We start from the raw sequence: 18,788 nt of genomic DNA on the forward strand, positions 1-18,788 counted from the left end.
CCGGATCAGAAGACCTGGCTGAGGAATCTCCGGATCCGCGGGTCGGCGCCTTCGCCGAAGAACTGGCCGGGTGGTGCCGACTGGACGACGCGGCCGTCGTCCATGAAGACGACCTTGTCCGCAACCGCGCGGGCGAAGCCCATCTCGTGCGTGATGCAGATCATCGTCATGCCGTCGCGCGCGAGGAGGATCATGGTCTCGAGCACTTCCTTGACCATCTCGGGATCGAGCGCCGACGTGGCCTCATCGAACAGCATGACCGTGGGATTCAGGCAGAGCGCGCGTGCGATGGCGACGCGCTGCTGTTGTCCACCCGAGAGCTGAGCCGGGTACGCCGAGGCCTTCTCGGCGAGCCGGACCTTCCCCAGGTACTCGAGCGCCGTCTCACGGGCTTCGCTCGCGGAACGGCGCCGCACCCAGCGCTGCGCCAAGGTGCAGTTCTCGAGCACCGTAAGGTGCGGGAACAGGTTGAACTGCTGGAACACCATGCCGATATTGGCCCGCACCAGATCGGCGTGGCGCATGCGCGGCGAGACAACGACCCCGTTGACCGTCACCGCACCGCTTGCGTAGCCCTCGAGTCCGCTGATGCACCTCGCGAGCGTTGATTTCCCCGAGCCCGACGGGCCGCAGACCACCACGCGCTCGCCCGCAGAAACGTTCAGATCGATGTGGTCGAGGACCTTGTGGGCTGCGAACGCCTTCGACAGGCCCTCGACGGACACCACCGGGGAAATGGTGGCGGCCGGCGTGCCCGCGCTCATGCCGCCCCCTTGTAGAGTTCGGCTGCCGGGCTGTCGCGCCAGGCGGTCAGTTCCCCCGTGCGGACGCGGGTGCGGCCGTAGACCATCCACGCATCGTCCACCGTGCCGATGAACTGCGCCATGCGCAACTGCGCGGGATGCTCTTGGGCCGCACGGGCATAGCCCACGCCGGCCGGATACCTGCCGTCGATCACGCCCTGCGTGACCTCTGCGACAGTGTCCACGAACTCGATGTGCTGCCAGCGATGACGGTCGATGTAGGGCAGGGTGGGGCGCATGACCGCGAGCGACGTGGGCTGCGCCGCGTCGTGGCGCTGGAGGATGGCGAGGTCCTGGCTCGGGGCGATGAAGGTGTCGATCAGATGCAGCCCGATGAAGCACTTCGCGACGGTCGAAGCGGTCTCGGGATGCACGGCGCACTGGATCATGAAATCCGCGGTCCCACGCAGCACGGCGTCTGCGCATCGATCGAAGTCCTGCGCGAGGGCCAGGCTTGCGGTGTGCTGCAGTCCATGGAAGTCGAGGTAGCGGCGGGCCACGAATTCGTGGTTGCTGCCGGTCGGGCCAAGGGTGATGAATTTCATGGGGATGCTCGATTCAGTGCCCGCGGCTGGGAGGGGCTTCCAGCGCGCGCAGCCCGCGCAGCAGCGCGTAGTTGATGGCGAGGTAGACGATGCCAGCCCCTAGAAAAACCTCGTAGGGCGCATAGGTTTCGGAAGTGAGCAGCCGAGCCGTGCCGGTGAGCTCGAGCAGCGTCACGGTGCTCGCGAGCGAGGTGGCCTTGCAGGTCAGGATGACCTCGTTGCCGAACGCCGGCAGCGCGGTGCGTGCCGCAAGCGGCAGTTCGACCAACCAGAAGGTGTGCGCACGTGCGAGCCCGAGCACGCGCGCCGCTTCCCGGGTGCCGCGCGGAACGGCCGCGAGCGCCGCCCCGAGCGTCTTGCCTGTGTAGGCGGCGGAATTCAGTCCCAACGCGATCACGACGCACCAGAACGGATCGCGCAGCACGGGCCACAGCGCGGAGTGGCGGATGGCATCGAACTGGCCCGCCCCGTAGTAGAGGAGGAAAAGCTGTACCAGCGCGGGCGTGCCGCGAAAGAAGAGCAGGTAGGCATGCGCGACCGCCCGGATTCCGCTCACGCGCGAGTTCTTGCAAAGCGCCACGGGGACAGCCAGGGCCGTGCCGATGCCGACGACCCATGCGGTGAGCTTCAGCGTGAGCCACGCACCTTCGAGCAGAGCGGGGGCGACGGACCATAGGAGGGTGATGTCGAACATGGGATCAGCTGGCCAGGGGACGCGCGGCGCGCCGCTCTCCCCACTCGAGGCAGAGCGTGGCGAAGCCGGTCAGGACAAGGTAGATGCAGGCCGTGGCGAGATACATCGTGAACGGTTCGCGCGTCGCGCCGGAAGCTTCGGCGGCCTTGCGCATGAGCTCGTCGCATCCCACGATGGAGACGATCGAGGTCTGCTTGAGCAGCACGATCGACTGGTTGCCGAACGGTGCCAGCGCGAAGCGGACTGCCTGGGGCAGCACGACGGTGCACAGCGCCTGAAGGCCTGAAAGACCGAGCGTCCTCGCGGCTTCCCGCTGCGTCCTCGGAACCGCCAGCAGCGCGCCCCTCGCGATCTCGGCCGCGTAGGCGCCGAACGAGAGGGCCAGCGCGACGACACCCGCGAGGAACGTGTCGATCTCGACATAGCGCCCGGTCAGGGTGGCGAGCGCGAGAGAGCCACCGAAGAAGACCGCGAAGACGACGAGCAGGTCGGGAATGCCGCGGATCACCGCCGCATAGCCGTTGCCGAGCGCCCGCAGCCCGCGGTTGCCCGCGAGCTGCAGCGCGCAAACGGCGGCACCGAGCAGTGTGCCGAGCGCGAGGGAGCACGCGGCGAGCTGCAGCGTCACGAGGGTGCCCAGGAGCAACTGGCCACCAAAACCTTGGAGGAAGTCCATTGGAGGCCGCGACGCCTACATCAGCTTGAACGGGAAGTACTTCGCCGTGATGCGATCGTAGGTGCCATCGGCTCGGATCGCCTCCAGCGCGGCGTTGATGCGCGCGAGCGTCTCGCCGTCGTCCTTGCGCACCGCGATGCCGTTGCCCTCGCCGAGAATGCCGCCTTTGAGCTCCGGCCCGGTGAACGCGAAATCCTTCGCCTCGGGCGTCTTCAGGAAGCCGACATGGTAGGTGACCATGTTGCCGAGGATGTACGCGACCCGACCGGCGACGAGGTCGAGTTCGGCCGCCTGCGGCGTGTCGTAGAACTTGAGCTCGGCGTCGCGGTAGTTCTGCGCGAGGTAGGCCGCCTGGACGGAGCCGCGCTGCACGCCGATGGTCTTTCCCTTGAGCGCGGCGGGGCTGACGTCGGGCGGCGTTCCCTTGCGGGCGACGAAGCGCGAGATGGTGTCCTTGTACTTGGCCGAGAAGGCCACGCGCTCGCGCCGCTGCGGCGTGATGGCCATGCTCGCGACGATCATGTCGTACTTGCGCGCGACGAGGCCGGGAATGATCCCATCCCAGTCCTGGGCGACGATCTCGCACCTGGCCTTCATCTTCTCGCAGAGCGCCTTCGCGATCTCGACGTCCCAGCCCTGCAGCGTCCCTTGCGCATCCTTGAAGCTCCACGGGGGATAGGAACCCTCGGTCGCGATGCGGTAGCTGCCTTGCGCGTGAGCTGCCGCCATCCAGGCGCAGGTCGAGAGCAAGAGGCAGAGGGTTCTGCGGCGCGGACCGGTGAAGGAAGTTCGAGAGTGCATCGTCGTTGTCTCCGGCGTCGTTCGTTGTGATGGCGGCATCCTCGACGAGCTTCTGCGCGTGCGCAACGCTTGCATCGGATGCAACTGTGCGGCGCCAGGCCATCCTTTCGCACACTTGGGGCAGGCCTTCGTCCGCGCGCACGCGTTGCATGACAGGCAATTTCAAGGCGGCGCCGCCAGACGTGCGCTTCGGCCTCGGCACGGCTGCCTCCCGGCTGGCGCATGCATCCGACGCTTCGCGAGGCCGGGAATTCGCCGCGCCGCTCGTGCCGCTCGGACACGGATGATCTCCCCGCGCAGACCCTTCATGTGCACTCGCAGCGTGGCCGTCACCTCACCAGCGATCGTTCCGCGGCGGATCTAGAACTTTCGTATCGCGCGTCGGCTCGCATGGGAACGATCCGCGCCTGAACTACCGCTCGGTCTTGATCTGTAACATTCCCTGGCCGAGAATCAGGTCAGACCGCTGCCGGCTCGCCGCGAGGCCTGACCCCGCACCAACAGGGTCCGCCGAAGGCGGGCCCCTCCACCCATTTCCATGACCCTGGCCCGCCTCCCCTTCAACGTGCTCGACGGCTTGCAGAAAGCCGGAATGGATCTGGACGAGGTGGCAGTGCTTGCCGGCCTCCAACCCGACGAACTCCGGAAACCGCTGTCCGGCGAGCAGGCCGACCGTGTGTTCGTCGTCATGCACGAGAAAGCGGCCAACCCCGCTGCGGGCCTCGCGGTCGGTCTCCAGCCGATGCGCTCGGAACTGTTCGGTGTGGTGGGATTCGCCGGCATGCTGAGCGCGAACTTCGGCGCGGCACTGGCCCGGATCGCGCGCTACAACGCGCTGGTGTCGGCCTGCCACATCGACATGCATCCCGGTGCCGAGGAGTGCGAGCTCCGGATCCGCTTCGACGGACCGCCGCGACCCTACAGACGGGCCCAGTTGGACATCCAGATGGGTACGCTGCTCGTCTTCGGGCGCACCTTCACCGAGCGCGAGATCGTGCCGGTGCGCGTGACCCTCAAGGAGCGGCCCTCCTATCACACGATGTACGCCGATGCCTTCGGCTGCCCGGCGCTGTTCGACCAGGCGCACGATACGATCGTCTTCCGCCGCGCCGATCTTGACCTGCCGCTGGTCAGTGCCAACCGGCGCGTGGCCTCCATGTTCGAGGATGCGGCCGAGCGCGACCTGCAGACCTATGAGACCACGTGCAGCGGCACGGCGGCGGCGGTGCGCGAGATCCTGGAGCAGCAGTTGCACGGCGACGTTCCTGACATCGAAAGCGTGTCGCGCGCGCTCTTCCTGAGCGCGCGCACGCTGCAGCGCCGCCTGGCGGACGAGGGTGTGCGCTTTTCCACCCTGCTGGATGAGGTCCGTCTGGAAATGGCGCAGCGCTACCTGTCGGCCGGTCGCGCCACCCTGACCGAGATCGCCTACCTGCTCGGGTTCTCGGAGCCCAACTCCTTCTACCGCTCCTTCAAGCGCTGGACCGGCAAGACGCCGGCGGATTTCAGACAGGCCCGCTGAAGCCGGCCAGGCAGCCGCGCGAGCTGGCCGGTGGTGCGGCCGTGGCGCACTCGGATAGTGACGCTGTCGTGTTCGGTGCTTGTCGCCTGCCAGAGGCGCTTCTATCGTCCGCGTGAACTATTTCACGCTGCCGAACCTCAATGCCTTTGACCTTGCTGCGCGCTGTACGCGGCCCTTCGCCATGAGCGCCGCGACATTCACTCGTCGCGCGATGACCGCCTCGCTTCTGGGGCTTGAGCCAGGCTGGGTGCCGCGCATGGCACATCAATGCTCTATGCCTCGTTCGACCCGCCGTGAAATCAGGGGCCTCGCATGAGCGGGCTCGCAGGCGCGCAACATGGCCAGCCCGCAACCGTGGCAGGAATGGGCGCGGCAGCGACGCGTTTCGCCGCACGCCTCCTGCCCGAAGAGGCGTGCAACGGCTTTCGAGCACTTGTGCCGACCGGATGGACGATTCCGCTCATGCCGAGAGGCGTCGCGCCTGTCGTGGCGCAGTGCGGACACGCCACTCGGCTCGCCGCGCCTATGAACCTGGAGATCGTTGCAGATCCTCCTTTTCGCGCCGAAGGCTTCTTCTGCGAGGGCCGCCATGGCTGGGTAGGCCACAGCGAAGTGCCGCCTTCCGAGATGCGCGCGCTGCCTGCAGAGAACTGCGTCCCGATCGTGCCCGGCATCAGCATCTGGGTGATCGAGAAAGGCGAGCTTGCGCTCGAAGAGGCGGGCACGGGCCGCACCGAATACGGTCCTGGCACCGTTTTGCTCTGGCGGGGGATGCAGCCACTCCGCGGGCGGTGGGGTCACGCGCGCTTCAGCTACATCCGGCTGAACGCCCCCCGGCACAGTCAGATCCCCGAGCATGTGGCCCCCAGCGGACCGGGCGCTGCGCAGCGTCTCGAGCACCTTGGGCTCGCGCCCTTCCTCGCGGCACAGCTCCAGACCTTCGCCGTCCACGCCGCCACATTGACAGCCGCGGAACTCGGCGAGGTTGTCGGCGGCATCGTCCAGGTCGCCGAGGCGCTGCTCAAGGCGGTGGCGTCCGCGTCCCCGGCGGCCGGTCACGAAAGCCCTGACGCCGCCAAACTGCAGGCGGTGCATCGCTACATCGAGCACAACATGCACCGCATTGAGCTGAGCGTGGCAGACATTGCGCGCGGCACCAGCATGTCGCGCGCGCAGCTCTATCGGCTGTTCGAGACGCAGGAGACCAGCGTGCGCGGCACGTTGCGCGAGCGGCGTCTGCAGAAAAGCATGGCCCATCTGGCGCAGGGCGAGGGCGAGCGGCTGAGCATCGGCGCGATCAGCCATGCCTGCGGATTCTCGGATCCGGCCGTCTTCAGCAAGCTGTTTCGCCAGCGCTTCAACGCGACACCGCGCGACGTGCGCGCTGCGCAAGGGCCGGCGAGGTAGCGCTGTTTCAAATGCAATTTATTTCATTCGAAACATTCGAGCTCGGCGCCCTGGCTGCTCCCACAGAATTGAAATTCACCCCGTCGCTGACGTTGGGTTCCTGGAGAAAACGATGAACATATTGGTAAGCAAGTCGGCAAAGCATGGAATGGCCGGCGCCCTGCTTCGCGCCGGTACACTGGTTGTCGCGGTGGTACTTTCCGCGTGCGGCGGCGGCAGCGGAGGGGGTTCCTCCTTCCCGGTGGCATTCCTGCCAGTAGTGCCGCCCCCGGACTCCGGCAGCGGTGGGGGCGGCGGTGGCGGCACTCCGTCTGCAGATGTCACCTGCAAGGACTTCGAAGGCAATCCCGTCACGGTCAAGCCGAAGTCGATCACGGTGCACAACAACTCCGACCGGGTGATCTATCCCGTGCTCTCGACGAGCGAAAACTCGAAGAACGAATGGATTCGAGGATGCTTCCGCGTCGACGACAAGCTGTACCCGACCGAGAGTGTCTACAAGCTGTACGTCAACGAGGGAACGGGGATTCCGGCCAACTCGTCGGTCACCGTCACCCTCCCGCTGTACACGGCGCTGTCGGCCGAGAAGTACATCACCTGGTGGAACGGCGGCCGTGTCGTCCTGGCGGACAGGAACGACAGGCTGCGCGAGCAGGAAGACGTGAAGCTGCAAACCCCAGGCGCCGTGTCGTGCCAGGGCCAGAACACGAGCTGCGCATTGACCGTCTATTCAAGCAAGGTCCAGTTCCCCGAGAACATCCATGCGCAGCTGTCGGAATACACCTTCGGCGATGCCATCATTCCGGATGGGCAAAAGCCGCTGCTGAAGCCCGACAACGTCGGCTACAACATCTCCTACGTCGACCACGTCTATCTGCCGGTCGGCATCGGCCCCAAGAACAACCCCTACATCGGGTACAGCGGGTCCGTGCAATCTCTGGGCAAGTTCGCCGATGCGCTGGCCTCGTTCATGGCGACCGATGCAGGCAGCGGATGGCCGGTCTACAACCTCCATTCGCTGAAGCTGCCGGGCGGCTACAACGTCTTCGCGCAACGAACGGGTGTGCTGCCCCCCAACGACGACGTGCCGGTCAAGCCGGCGGACAGCCCGCCGGTCCTGACGGTGCAGAAGTGCATCGGGGGCCAATGCACCGAAGACGAGAAGAAGAATCTGCACTTCGGCGAAGCGGTCCAGCGCATGCAGAACCTGTGGGGCTCCTGCGCCAACTGGGGCGCCGAGGACCTCAGCCCCTACGTCACCGAGACGATCGCCTGCCCGGCCGACATGGCGACGAAGATGGAGACGGTCAGGCAGTTCTTCGCGCAGAACCACGCGGAATACCTGGCGCTCTACGAGGGCGGATCCTGCAAGGGCGAGGAGCCCGAGAAGCCGGTCTTCACCTACATGGAGGCCCTCAAGCACATCTACGGCTGGGTGCCGTTCAACGAGGGGTGTGGCGCGGGCGACAACAAGCTGGCGGGGACCAAGATCCCCGGCTGGACGCATGCAACGATCCAACCCATGTACATCCACGACCTGCAATACGGCTACCGGCAGCCTGCGGTCAAGAACAACCCCAAGCTGAACTTCAACCCATACGTCGCGCTGATCCATGAAGATCTGCAGATGAATGCCTACGGGTTCTCGGTCGACGACGCCGTGGGCTTCATGAGCGAGCTGGGCGATGGCCTGGTCTTCGTGGTCGGCGGCGCCAACGGGCTGGAGAATACCAAGCAGTTCAGCTTCACGGATGGCTTTTCGCTCGCGATCGGCGCGCCGTCCACGCTGAGCCAGGGCACCCCGCTGATCAAGAAGTATGGCGTGTGCTCATTGAACCAGGAGGCGAGCGATCCGGGCTGCAGCGCGATCAAGCAGGACGTCACCATGCCGACCAACAGCCTGATCGCGGGTTTCCGGGTGGGCAGCGTGCCGAGCTATCCGGTCAAGGTGCGCTTCACCGACCTGAAGGACAACCTGTACACGTTCCATGTCACCGAGCAGTTCGCGGCGTGCGCAGCGGGTGCCGAGCCGGGACAATGTCCCAGCAACAAGGCCGGGATCAAGGCCGGACTGTCCTGCAGCGTGACCCGAAGCGACGGTGGGGTGCATCCAAAGTCGGCGCAATGGTGCAACGGGGCCAATCCGAACCAGATCAGGGACGAGCAGCTCACGAAGAACTTCCTGAGCTTCCCCGTGCCGGTCGACTACCTGCCCTGAGCGCGGCCTGACGAACGAAACAGCGCGCGCAAGCCGCGCGCTGGCCCTGTGAGACGCATCGACCAAAGCGTGAGACGGACGAGCTAACGCCTCGAGGGCGTTTGCAGAGAGACTTGCCGCGGTCACAACCCTCGAGATCATTCATGAAGAGCCTGCGCCCAGCCTGTTGCGAGCCGCACCGCCGTCATTTCCTGGGCACCTCCTTCGCGGCGGCCCTGGTCGGCGTGGGCGTCGGCACCGCATCGTCGTCCACCGAGGCGGCTTCGCTGAGCGAGGCGCAGCGCAACGCGATGACGCCCGACCAGGTGATCGGGAAGATCATGGACGGCAACGCGCGCTTCCTGTCGGGCGTGCACAAGGAGCGCAACTTCCTGGCGGAGATGCGTTCCAGCGCCGCCGGCCAGTTCCCGGCGGCCATGGTGTTGTCGTGCATCGACTCGCGCGCGCCCGTCGAGGTGGTCTGCGACCTTGGCATTGGCGACACCTTCAACGCGCGCGTCGCCGGCAACGCGGTGAACGACGACATCCTGGGGTCGATGGAATTCGCCTGCGCCGCGGCAGGGGCCAAGGTGGTGATGGTCATGGGCCACACCGGCTGCGGCGCCACCAAGGGGGCGATCGACAACGTCGTGCTCGGAAACCTCACGCTGCTGCTGGCTCGCTTCAAGTCGGCCATCGACGCCACGGTGTTCGCAGGCCCGCGCACTTCGAAGAACGACGCCTTCGTCGACGCCGTGACCAAGACCCACGTGCAGCAGGCGCTGCCGCTCATCCGAGGACGCAGCGCAGTGCTGGCCGGTCTGGAGGCGGACGGGCGTATCAAGATCGTCGGCGCCATGTACGACATTGCGTCGGGCAGGGTCACGCTGGTCTAGCCGACATGCGGTTTGACCAACGCGCACCGCGCTCAGCTTGCATCACTCGGCCGCGCCTGCAGCCTTGCCATCCCGATGCCCCTTGCGCACCATCGGCCGCCCTCGTCGGGGCTCCTTCAACTTCCGGATTCCAATGATCTGCAAACCCGTTCTCCTGCGCCGCTTCGTCCATGCGCTCTTCCTCGCGGCAGGTGCCGCATTGGCCGGCTGCGGCGGCGGTGGTGGTGGTGGTGGCGCAGCGTTCCACGTGCCGCCCTCGTCGCCGGGCACGCCGTCGCCTGCGCCGTTCAACATCACACCCGTTGCCTCGGCGCAGATCGATGCCGCCGTGGCCAAGCTCGACGGCGTGGCGGCCGAAGTGATGCGACGCACGAAGGTGCCCGGTATGGCCATCGCCGTGGTGAAGGACGGACAGGTCGTCTACGCCAAGGGCTTCGGCGTGCGCCGGGTCGGTTCGCCGGAACGGATCGATTCCGACACGGTGTTCCAGCTTGCATCGATGTCCAAGCCGATCGCCGCGACGGTCGTCGCCGGGCTCGTGGGAGGCCATGGCGTCTCCTGGGACATGCCTGCAGCGAGCCATTTGCCGGGCTTCAGCCTGTCGGACGCGGCGGTCACGCAACAGGTCACGATCGGCGACTTCTTCGCGCACCGCTCCGGCCTGCCGCCTGCTGCCGGCGACCAGCTCGAGGACCTGGGCTATGACCGCGAGCAGATCCTGCAACGCCTGCGCTACGTGCCGCTGCGGGCCTTCCGGACCAGCTACGCCTATGCCAACTTCGGCCTCACCGCGGGCGCGGAGGCGGCGGCCAACGCCTATGGCACCGATTGGGCGACGCTGTCCGAGCGCGTGCTCTATGCGCCGGTGGGGATGAATGCCACCAGTTCCCGCTTCGTCGACTTCATGCAGCGCGCCAACCGCGCGACGCCGCACGTGATGCAGGACGGCAGCTACCAGGCCGTCTACCAGCGCCAGCCCGATGCGCAATCGCCTGCAGGCGGTGTGAGTTCGAGCGTCAACGACATCGCGAAGTGGATGACCCTTCTTCTTCGCGACGGCCGCTACAAGGGGCGCACGGTGTACACCCCCGCGGCGCTGAAGCCCGCGATCACCGGACAGATCGTGAACGGGCCCCCGCCCGCGGACCCGTCCGAGCGTGCGAATCACTACGGCTATGGATTCAATGTCGGCACGTCGACGGGTGGGCGCCTGAAGCTGTCCCATTCGGGCGCCTTCATGCTCGGCGCGGGCACTGCCTTCACCGTGATTCCGGCGGCCGACCTCGCGATCGTCACGCTGATCAACGCCGCACCGGTGGGCGCGGCCGAAGCGCTGAACCAGACGTTCGAAGAACTGGTCGAACGTGGCACGACCTCGGAAGATTGGATCGCCGCCTATGGAGAGCGCTTCGAACCGTTCTACGCGCCCGAGGGCTCGCTGGCCGGCCAGCAGTCGCCCGCACAACCGGTGCCCGCGCTCGGCAGCAATGCCTACACCGGCACCTATGCCAGCCGTTACTACGGCAGCGCCATCGTGGAATTCGACGGCAGCGGGCTGGTGTTGAGGATGGGGCCGACGGGCGAGCGGCGCTTCCCGCTGCGTCACTGGAGCGGCAACACCTATGTGTTCGACCTGTCGGGCGAGAACGCTCCCGCAGGATCCCTCGGCAGGGTGGACTTCGAGCCCGGCGTCTCCGGCATCTCCACGGGCCTGACGATGGACTACTACGCGGAGGACCTGGACCGCGGCACGTTCACCCGCACGCCCTGAGCGGGTCAGGTCAGCGCGATCGCGCGCGCCGGGTCCAGCCGGGCGATGGCCGTGAGTGCGGCATGCCGCTCAAGCGGATCGGCATCGTCCTGGCTCAGGACGGGGTAGACCGCCACCCATGCCTCGATCGCCAATTCGGGGTCCCACCGGTCCAGGTCGTGGTGCTCGATCCTCTCGACCAGGAGCCGCGCAAAGGGTAGCGGCACGCGACCCTCCCGGTGCACGCTGAGCAACTGGCACAGCCGGATCTGCGCGCGCAGCTGCGCGGGTGCGTCCGCAGCGCGGGCGATGGCCTGCCGCAGCAGCGACACGGCTGCCTCGAGTTCGCCGCTCGCCGCGAGCCCATGGGCCTGCGCCACCACGCTGCCAAGGCCGTCGCCTGTCATGCCCGCTGCGGCGCCGCTGGCCAACGCCGCGGGCCCGCCCAAGCTGCCAATCCATTCCAGCGTGCGCGCGCTCGCGAAGGGCATGCCGTTGCCGAAGCACAGGCTGTCCAGCCCCGGCAGCCGCTGCAGCAGTGCGAAGGTGCTGCGCTCGACCTCCGCACGCGCGGCAGCGCCGGCATCGCCGATCTGCGCCAGCGCCGCGGCACTGAGCGCCTGCAGATCGAGCCAGAAAGGATAGGCCGGAAACTGGGACTCGGCAAAGCCGATGGCGTCGAGCGGCTCGGCCGCTGCGTCCTGCATGCGCCGCATCGCGTCCGCCACCTGCGAGATCGGCGCACCGATCTGGGTCATGCTGTCCGTGGCGGGTGGCAGCGCGTCGATGCTGCCCCAGTTGGCGAAGCGGCTGATGCGATAGGCGCGGGCATCGCCTGGGTCCGCTGCCATCATGACGTCGACCACGTGGTTCAGATGCGCGAGGGCGGGTGCCAGCGCCTGGGCGAGATCCTCACCGGGGGCCGGTGGGGCCAGGGCGGTGAGCGTGGGCAGGCTGGGCGGCGCTGCGAGCGCAGCGGGCGCTGAGACGGGGGAAGGGGAGGTGCCGGCCATCTCAACTGCTGGCGCGGCGACCGCCGGCGCTGCGTTCTCGGCGACGGGCACCTGATCGATCAACGCCAGCAACGCCCGCATCGAGGGCGCCTCTTCGTCCTTGGCGCGCAGCAGGTCATCGATGCGCCGGCCGGCGGCCAGGAGGCCGGTGACCAGCCCGGAGGCCTGCGGTGCGAGTTCGCTCCATGGCCGCTCCCGGGCACTCAGCTCGATCCGATCAAGCAGCCACTGGAGCGCGTTGCGGCGCGCGCGCAGTCGCGTCACGGGTGGCGACATGGCCTCCCAAAAATTCTCGTGCAGGTCGGCCAGCACCTGCAGGCCAGCGCGCAGGCCGGTCAGGCCGTCCGTCTGCAGCAGTGCGGCATTGAGGTAGCACGCCACCAGCAGGTCCTTGCCGCCATCGGCCAGAAGCGGCGCAGCAAGCCGTGCCACGCGCGGCCAGTCGGTCTGGCCGTCGGCGCCGGGGTTCGAGAGCTTGCCGATCTCCAGCTGCAGCGCGTCGAAGCGCGGATCCTCCCGCACATTGCTGCCCGCGGGCTGCATGGCGGTGACGGGCCGGCTTCCGATGCCGTCCAGCAGGGCAATGTCCACTTTGGTCGTTCCTCGTCGTCTTGTGGCGCAGCGCGCTCAGTCCCAGATGGCCTCGACGCAGAGCGCGTCGAAGTAGTAGCCCGCGCCGCGCTCGGTGCGAAGCAGCGCGGGACGCTTCGGATCGGCTTCGATCTTTCGGCGCAGGCGCAGTATCTGAACGTCGATCGAGCGATCGAACACGTCGTCGAAGGCGCGCGTTCTTTCGATCAGCTGCTCGCGCGTGACGATCGTTCCGGGCGCGCCCAGGAACATCACCATCAGGTTGAACTGGCTCGGCGACAGCGCCACCTCGCGGCCCTCGCCGGACCGCAAGCGGCGCGTGTTGAGATTCAGCTCCCAGCCGTCGAACCGGTAGGCCCGCGGATGCTTGCCGCGCGTCACCGGACTGCGGATTGCATCGGTGCGACGCCAGACCGCGCGCATGCGCGCCAGCATCTCCCGCAAGGAGAACGGCTTGACCACATAGTCGTCTGCACCGAGTTCCAGCCCCATGACCCGGTCGGCTTCGTCCTCGCGCCCGCTCATGCAGATGATCGGGAACCGGTGTTCCTGGCGCCAATGACGCGTCAGGTCCACGCCGTCGCCGTCGGGCAGTCCGAGGTCGAGCAGCACCATGGTGTAGTCGCGCTGCTCGACGGCCTCGAGCGATTCCTTGACGTTGCGGGTCACGTGGCTCTCGATGCCATGGCCCGCCAGGTAGCTGCCGAGGAGCGTGGCCAGTGAACCGTCGTCGTCGACGATCAGGACGGGCCCGCGTGGTTGCGGGTTCGTGGCTTCGATCTTCATGCGCATGGTCTTTCCAGTGGGGGCTCGGCGCCGGCGGTGTCGAACAACGGCACTTCGAGCCGGAACAGGCTGCCGTGCCCTGGCGCCGTGGCCATGCCGACGAAGCCTCCGTGCCCGCTCGCCACGCCCGCCACGATCGCCAGCCCGAGGCCCGAGCCCCCCTGCGCCTGGCGTGTGGAATAGAACGGATCGAACAGGTGCGGCCAGTGATCTGCGGCGATGCCGTGGCCGTCGTCCACGACCTCCACCCAGCCGTGCGCGCCACCGTTCCCGGCGCGTTGGTCGCCCAGCACGATGTCGAAGCGGACGTCGCACCGGGCCGCGGCGCTGTGCGCGCCGACCGTGAGCGTGACCTGCTGCCGCGCTGCCTGCACCGCGTTGCGCAACAGGTTCTGGACCGCCCGCAACAACTGCCCGCGATGGGCCAGCACCAGGGGTGCGGACAACGTCCGGGCGCGTTCGGCCATGGGTGCGCGCGTGATGCGGATGTGCGCGGGGCACAGCGGGCGTGCCATCTCGATCGCCTCGTCGACCAGTGCGCCGAGGTCGACACGCTCGCGCTTCGGATCGCCCTGGCGCGCGGCGAGCAGGATCTGCTGGGTCATGTCGATGCCACGGTCGGTGGCGCGGCCCAGTTGCGCCAGTTCGGCCTGGGCCGGACTGTCGGGCGGAATGCGCTCGCCGGCGATTTCGGCACACGCGCGGATCGTGCCCAGCACATTGTTGAAGTCGTGGGCCACGCCACCGGCCAGAAAGCCGAGCGATTCGAAGCGACGTGCCTGGTCGAGCCGGGCCGCCATGCGCTGGCGTTCGCCGATCGAGACCGCGAGCAGCAGCGACAAAACAGCAATGCCGATGAGGTCGACCTGCAGGGTCCACATGCCGTAGCCGAATTCCTCGTAGGGGCCGAAGCCGGCCAGCGTGAGGCCGACCATGCCGATGGCGATCACCGCATTCAGGGGGGCCACCAGCACCATGCCGCTGCGCACCGCGGCCCAGCACAGCGGCAGGGAGAGGGCCGTGCGCACCACTTCGTCGTGCATGCCGGGCACCAGCGCCAGCGCCAGGCAGGCGAAGGTGGCCGCGATCGGCGACCAGTTGCTGCGCTCGCGCAAGACCGTGTTGGCCGCTGGTGTTCCACAGGCAAGCAGTGCGGGCACCAGCGTCAGCATGGCCACCGCATTGGCAACGTAGACACCTCGCCAGGGCGCCAGCCATTCGGCCGCACTGCCCCACCAGAGCAGGGTGGCGACCAGCGCCGCATGCAGCATCGACCAGCCCACCGGCAGAAGTAGCGTGAAGCGCAAAAGGCGGCGCGAGGAATCCAGGTGCCCGTCGTTCGCGATCCAGCGCTGTCCGAGCCAGGCGCCCAGCGCGACTGCGAGCAGGGCCAGCGCGGCCAGCATGACGTTGACCGCCGACCATGTCGAAGGCGCACGCGCGCCGGCCAGCGCCAGCGCCCCGGCGGCCAGCAGCAGGTACAGCGGCCACTCGCGGACATGCCGGCGCCACAGCAACGCCACGCCGATGGCGGGCGCCGGCCAGGCGAGCGTCGACAGCGACGGGTCGGCCGCCATCCCCGGGCCGGCATGGGCGGGGAGGTAGTAGGACAGGCCGAGCAGAAAGGACAAGGCGGCGCAGCCGGCCAACACACCGGGCGGGCGCAATTTCGGGGACCCCGGTTCTTTCATCTGTAACGGTTGCATTTTGCGGCCGGACTTTAACCGCACTCGGTCAGCCAATTAACGGTTGAGACGAATTGACAAGAGTTTGAGATGCATCGACTAACGGGGAAACACTTTTTAACCCGAAACTTCGTCGCTCCGGAAACGCACGGCATTCAACGTCGCATGCCACTGAAATGAATACTTTCGATGGCATCTTGTGTGAAATGCATGGGGCGTTTTTTCCTCTGGCTTTTTGCGTTGGGTCACTCAACCTATTTCAGGAGATTTCCATGGCAGCCGATGGATCAGTCGCTCCCAAGGAGCGCGTCAATATCGTTTATCGCCCCGCCGTCGGCGATGCGCAGTCGGAAGTCGAATTGCCGCTGAAGTTGCTGGTACTGGGCGACTTCACGGGGCGCGCCACCGATCAGGCCGTCGAGGACACCAGGCCGGTGTCGGTCGACAAGGAGAACTTCAACGACGTGCTGAAGGCCCAGAAGCTCGAACTCAGCATCGGCATCGACAGCAACCTCGACCCGAAGGCCCCCGAGGGCGCGCAGTTGCCGGTCAAGCTGAGCTTCGAGTCGATCGACGACTTCTCGCCCGATGCTCTCGTCGGGAAGGTGCCCGAGCTGCAGCAACTGCTGCTGTTGCGCGACGCGCTCAAGGCGCTGAAGGGGCCGCTCGGCAACATCCCCGATTTCCGCAAGCGCGTGCAGGAGCTGGTCCAGGACGAACAGGTGCGCGCGCGCCTGCTGGGCGAACTCGGCATCGAAGAAAAGTAACGGAAGGCCCGCCATGGAAAAAACACAAGCCCAGCCGGACGCCTCTGCGCCTGCCGCCGCCGCTGCCTCGCTGCTGGACGAACTGGTCGCATCCGCGCGCGTCAAACCCGGCGACGATGCCTATCCGATCACCCGCCAGGGACTGCAGGCGTTCATCTCGCACCTGCTCGAGCCGCAGAACGCGGTCGAGCGTGTGACCCAGGCGACCGTCGACGACATGATCGCGGGGCTCGACCAGAGGCTCTCCGGCGCGGTCGACGCGATCCTGCACCATCCCGAATTCCAGGCCATGGAGTCTGCCTGGCGCTCGCTGAAGTTCCTGGTCGACCGCACCAACTTCCGCGAGAACGTGAAGATCCAGATCCTCAGCGTCAGCAAGCAGGCGCTGCTGGAAGACTTCGAGGACGCCGCGGACGTCACGAAGTCGGGGCTCTACAAGAACCTCTACACGGCCGAATACGGCCAGTTCGGCGGACAGCCCTTCGGCGCGATCGTGGCCAACTACGAGTTCGGCCCCGGGGCGCAGGACATCAAGCTCCTGCAGTACGCCGCCAGCACCGCTGCCATGGCGCACACGCCCTTCATCGCGGCGGCCGGGCCGCAGTTCTTCGGCATCGACACCTTCGAGCAGCTGCCGAACCTGAAGGACCTGTCGTCGGTGTTCGAGGGCCCGCAGTTCGTCAAGTGGAATGCCTTCCGCGAGAGCCAGGACGCGCGCTACGTGGGCCTGACCCTGCCGCACTTCCTGCTGCGCACGCCCTATGGGGCCGACACGGTGCCGAGCAAGAAGTTCAACTACCAGGAGAGCGTGACCGGCGGCAACAAGGACTTTCTCTGGGGCAACGCGGCCTTTGCGTTTGCCTCGAGACTGACCGAGAGCTTCGCCGACTACCGCTGGTGCGCCAACGTGATCGGGCCGCAGGGCGGCGGCACGGTGTCCGATCTGCCGATCTACTCGTACGAGTCGATGGGCGCGATCCAGAACAAGATCCCGACCGACATCCTCATCTCCGAGCGGCGCGAGTTCGAGCTGGCCGAGCAGGGCTTCATCGCGCTGACGATGCGCAAGAACAGCGACAACGCGGCGTTCTTCTCGGCCAACTCGACGCAGAAGCCGAAGTTCTTCGGCCAGAGCAAGGAGGGCAAGGAGGCCGAGCTCAACTACAAGCTCAGCACCCAGCTGCCCTACATCTTCGTGGTGAGCCGGCTGGCGCACTACATCAAGGTGATTCAGCGCGAAAACATCGGCATGTGGAAGGAGCGCGCCGACCTCGAGAAGGAGCTCAACCTCTGGATCCGCCAGTACGTGGCCGACATGGACAACCCGGCCGCGGGCGTGCGCAGCCGCCGTCCCCTGCGCCAGGCGGAGATCAACGTGCTCGACGTCGAGGGCGAGCCGGGCTGGTACCGGGTCGATCTGAAGGTGCGGCCGCATTTCAAGTACATGGGCGCGTCTTTCACACTGTCGCTGGTCGGCAAGCTCGAAAAGAATTAGTCCTTTATTGCAGGAGCGGCCCGTCCATGTTGCATGGGTAACCTGGACGGCCCAAAAGGAAATACTGCGGTAGCCGCTCCCCAACACAATTGAGACCAACGCAGCCAATAACTCTGCCCCAGGCCGCGATTCAAATCCGAATTATGCGAACGCATTCTTCGAATTGACGGGGTTTTAACGTCGGCACGAATTGCCGAACAACGAAAGTATTCAAATGCCGATGCCGTGCTACCTCACCCTCGAAGGTCAGAATCAGGGAAAGATCGAAGGCTCCACCAAGGTCAAGGGCCATGACGGGAAAATCCTCGTGCAGGCCGTCGAGCACACGATCGAGATTCCCAAGAGTCCGCAGACCGGCCTGCCTACCGGCAAGCGCGTCCACGGCCCGACTACGCTGACCAAGGAAATCGACAAGTCCTCGCCCAAGCTGTTCCAGGCCCTGACCTCGGGCGAGCAGATGAAGTCGGTGGAGCTCGAGTTCTACCGGATCTCGCCCAAGGGCACCGAAGAGAAGTACTACACGGTCAAGCTCGAGAACGCCATCCTCACGAGCATCCGCTCCTGGACGCCCAACTGCCTGAACCCCGAGAACAAGCAGATGGGGCACATGGAAGACGTGGCGTTCACCTACGAGAAGATCACCTGGACCTTCAATCCCGACGGCATCGAAGCCGAGGATTCCTGGCTCGCGCCGAAGTCCTGAGCGGACGGCGGCTGATCGCGTGCCGTGAGTGAATTCCGCCTGCTCGAACGCGTGGCCCGCTGGGAAAGCGGAACCGAGCGCCATGCTGCCGCCGGGGCGAGCCTGCTGATCGACTCCGTGATCGCGCACCTGCGCTGCATCCTGAACACCCGCCAGGGCAGCGTCCCGCTCGATCCGCACTTCGGCGTGCCGGACTTCACCAATCTCGCGGGCGGCCTCTCGGCCGGATCGGTGCGCGACATCGAAGTCGCCATCCGGCAGGTGATCCTGCGCTACGAGCCCCGCCTGGGTGCGCCCCAGGTGAGGCTGCGTGCCGATCCGCTCGAACCGATGTCGCTGCGCTTCGATGTCGATGGGCGGCTCGATGTGGACGGCCAGGAGATCCCCTTGCAACTATCGACCATCGTCGGCAGCAACGGCAAGGTCAGCGTGCCCGACCATGCACTGAGGCGTTGAC

17 protein-coding genes are annotated in these 18,788 nt (G+C 66.6%); 9 read left to right on the forward strand and 8 right to left on the reverse strand.

The window, feature by feature from the left end; all coding sequences use genetic code 11:
- Nucleotides 1-5 precede the first annotated feature (5 nt).
- From AC3A6R_RS16785 to AC3A6R_RS16805, 5 genes are read right to left on the reverse strand one after another with little or no spacing between them, the layout of a single operon-like run.
- Nucleotides 6-764, reverse strand: a complete 759-nt coding sequence (locus AC3A6R_RS16785) for an amino acid ABC transporter ATP-binding protein (protein WP_487861935.1) — start codon at nt 762-764, stop codon at nt 6-8.
- Nucleotides 761-1,348, reverse strand: coding sequence for a hypothetical protein (locus AC3A6R_RS16790; protein WP_487861936.1), 588 nt, complete (start codon nt 1,346-1,348; stop codon nt 761-763). Before AC3A6R_RS16790 ends, AC3A6R_RS16785 begins: the two co-directional genes overlap by 4 nt.
- A gap of 13 nt (nt 1,349-1,361) precedes the next feature.
- Nucleotides 1,362-2,042 (reverse strand): ABC transporter permease, encoded by a 681-nt coding sequence (locus AC3A6R_RS16795; protein ID WP_487861937.1) that lies wholly within the window; start codon nt 2,040-2,042, stop codon nt 1,362-1,364.
- Between the two features lie 4 nt (nt 2,043-2,046).
- Nucleotides 2,047-2,718 (reverse strand): ABC transporter permease, encoded by a 672-nt coding sequence (locus tag AC3A6R_RS16800; protein WP_487861938.1) that lies wholly within the window; start codon nt 2,716-2,718, stop codon nt 2,047-2,049.
- 15 nt (nt 2,719-2,733) lie between these two features.
- On the reverse strand, nt 2,734-3,519 hold the full coding sequence (locus AC3A6R_RS16805) for an ABC transporter substrate-binding protein (RefSeq protein WP_487861939.1): 786 nt from the start codon (nt 3,517-3,519) through the stop codon (nt 2,734-2,736).
- Between the two features lie 538 nt (nt 3,520-4,057).
- Here AC3A6R_RS16805 and AC3A6R_RS16810 point away from each other — a divergent pair.
- The 5 genes from AC3A6R_RS16810 to AC3A6R_RS16830 all read left to right on the forward strand — a co-directional run bounded on the left by AC3A6R_RS16810 (nt 4,058) and on the right by AC3A6R_RS16830 (nt 11,312).
- Nucleotides 4,058-5,041, forward strand: a complete 984-nt coding sequence (locus AC3A6R_RS16810; RefSeq protein ID WP_487861940.1) for an AraC family transcriptional regulator — start codon at nt 4,058-4,060, stop codon at nt 5,039-5,041.
- A gap of 525 nt (nt 5,042-5,566) precedes the next feature.
- Complete coding sequence (locus AC3A6R_RS16815; RefSeq protein WP_487864981.1) at nt 5,567-6,448, forward strand: helix-turn-helix transcriptional regulator; 882 nt, start codon at nt 5,567-5,569, stop codon at nt 6,446-6,448.
- 241 nt (nt 6,449-6,689) lie between these two features.
- Nucleotides 6,690-8,666, forward strand: coding sequence for a hypothetical protein (locus AC3A6R_RS16820; RefSeq protein ID WP_487864982.1), 1,977 nt, complete (start codon nt 6,690-6,692; stop codon nt 8,664-8,666).
- 143 nt (nt 8,667-8,809) lie between these two features.
- Nucleotides 8,810-9,541, forward strand: a complete 732-nt coding sequence (locus AC3A6R_RS16825) for a carbonic anhydrase family protein (protein WP_487864983.1) — start codon at nt 8,810-8,812, stop codon at nt 9,539-9,541.
- A gap of 133 nt (nt 9,542-9,674) precedes the next feature.
- The gene (locus AC3A6R_RS16830; RefSeq protein WP_487864984.1) at nt 9,675-11,312 is read left to right on the forward strand and encodes a serine hydrolase; all 1,638 of its coding nucleotides are present in this window, start codon (nt 9,675-9,677) and stop codon (nt 11,310-11,312) included.
- Nucleotides 11,313-11,317: 5 nt separating this feature from the next.
- Here the strand turns inward: AC3A6R_RS16830 and tssA are convergent, their stop codons facing one another.
- Genes tssA through AC3A6R_RS16845 form a run of 3 tightly spaced genes read right to left on the reverse strand, consistent with a single transcriptional unit; the run spans nt 11,318 to nt 15,312 of the window.
- Nucleotides 11,318-12,895 carry a type VI secretion system protein TssA gene (tssA, locus tag AC3A6R_RS16835; protein ID WP_487864985.1) on the reverse strand — a complete coding sequence of 526 codons (1,578 nt, stop codon included), beginning with the start codon at nt 12,893-12,895 and terminating at the stop codon, nt 11,318-11,320.
- 36 nt (nt 12,896-12,931) lie between these two features.
- Nucleotides 12,932-13,681, reverse strand: a complete 750-nt coding sequence (locus tag AC3A6R_RS16840) for a response regulator (RefSeq protein WP_487861946.1) — start codon at nt 13,679-13,681, stop codon at nt 12,932-12,934.
- On the reverse strand, nt 13,678-15,312 hold the full coding sequence (locus AC3A6R_RS16845; protein WP_487861947.1) for an ATP-binding protein: 1,635 nt from the start codon (nt 15,310-15,312) through the stop codon (nt 13,678-13,680). The genes AC3A6R_RS16840 and AC3A6R_RS16845 overlap by 4 nt, the downstream gene beginning before the upstream one ends.
- Nucleotides 15,313-15,638: 326 nt before the next feature.
- Between AC3A6R_RS16845 and tssB the strand changes: the two genes are divergently transcribed.
- From tssB to tssE, 4 genes are all read left to right on the forward strand, one after another.
- Nucleotides 15,639-16,133, forward strand: coding sequence for a type VI secretion system contractile sheath small subunit (tssB, locus tag AC3A6R_RS16850; protein ID WP_487864986.1), 495 nt, complete (start codon nt 15,639-15,641; stop codon nt 16,131-16,133).
- 13 nt (nt 16,134-16,146) lie between these two features.
- The gene (tssC, locus tag AC3A6R_RS16855; protein WP_487861949.1) at nt 16,147-17,628 is read left to right on the forward strand and encodes a type VI secretion system contractile sheath large subunit; all 1,482 of its coding nucleotides are present in this window, start codon (nt 16,147-16,149) and stop codon (nt 17,626-17,628) included.
- Between the two features lie 214 nt (nt 17,629-17,842).
- Nucleotides 17,843-18,331 carry an Hcp family type VI secretion system effector gene (locus AC3A6R_RS16860; protein WP_042579186.1) on the forward strand — a complete coding sequence of 163 codons (489 nt, stop codon included), beginning with the start codon at nt 17,843-17,845 and terminating at the stop codon, nt 18,329-18,331.
- A 24-nt stretch (nt 18,332-18,355) separates the two neighbouring features.
- The gene (tssE, locus tag AC3A6R_RS16865; protein ID WP_487861950.1) at nt 18,356-18,787 is read left to right on the forward strand and encodes a type VI secretion system baseplate subunit TssE; all 432 of its coding nucleotides are present in this window, start codon (nt 18,356-18,358) and stop codon (nt 18,785-18,787) included.
- Nucleotide 18,788 lies beyond the last annotated feature (1 nt).

The organism is Variovorax sp. Soil_C_19 (assembly GCF_057657255.1).